This window comes from Nostoc sp. CALU 1950, from assembly GCF_051172895.1.
Taxonomy (GTDB): Bacteria; Cyanobacteriota; Cyanobacteriia; order Cyanobacteriales; family Nostocaceae; genus Nostoc; species Nostoc edaphicum_A.
In genome coordinates, this window is record NZ_JBDNJQ010000440.1 from 1 (window position 1) to 359 (window position 359).

Sequence of the window (359 nt, forward strand, 5' to 3'; positions counted from 1 at the left end):
CTCAATTGGGGTGTCGGGTGTTGTCTCAATTGGAGTTACGGGTGTTGGCTCAATTGGGGTGTCGGGTGTTGTCTCAATTGGAGTTACGGGTGTTGGCTCAATTGGGGTGTCGGGTGTTGTCTCAATTGGAGTTACGGGTGTTGGCTCAATTGGGGTGTCGGGTGTTGTCTCAATTGGAGTTACGGGTGTTGGCTCAATTGGGATGTCGGGTGTTGGCTCAATTGGAGTTACGGGTGTTATCTCAATTGGGATGTCGGGTGTTATCTCAATTGGAGTTATGGGTTTTGTCTCAGTTAAGGTGTTAGGTTTTGTCTCAGTTAAGGTGTTAGGTTTTGTCTCAGTTAAGGTGTTAGGTTTTG

At 47.4% G+C, this 359-nt stretch carries 1 protein-coding gene; it reads left to right on the forward strand.

What is annotated here, in order from left to right; all coding sequences use genetic code 11:
• A partial coding sequence (locus ABF638_RS38350) for a hypothetical protein (RefSeq protein WP_435027947.1) occupies window positions 1-305 on the forward strand: 305 nt, incomplete at its 5' end.
• Window positions 306-359 lie beyond the last annotated feature (54 nt).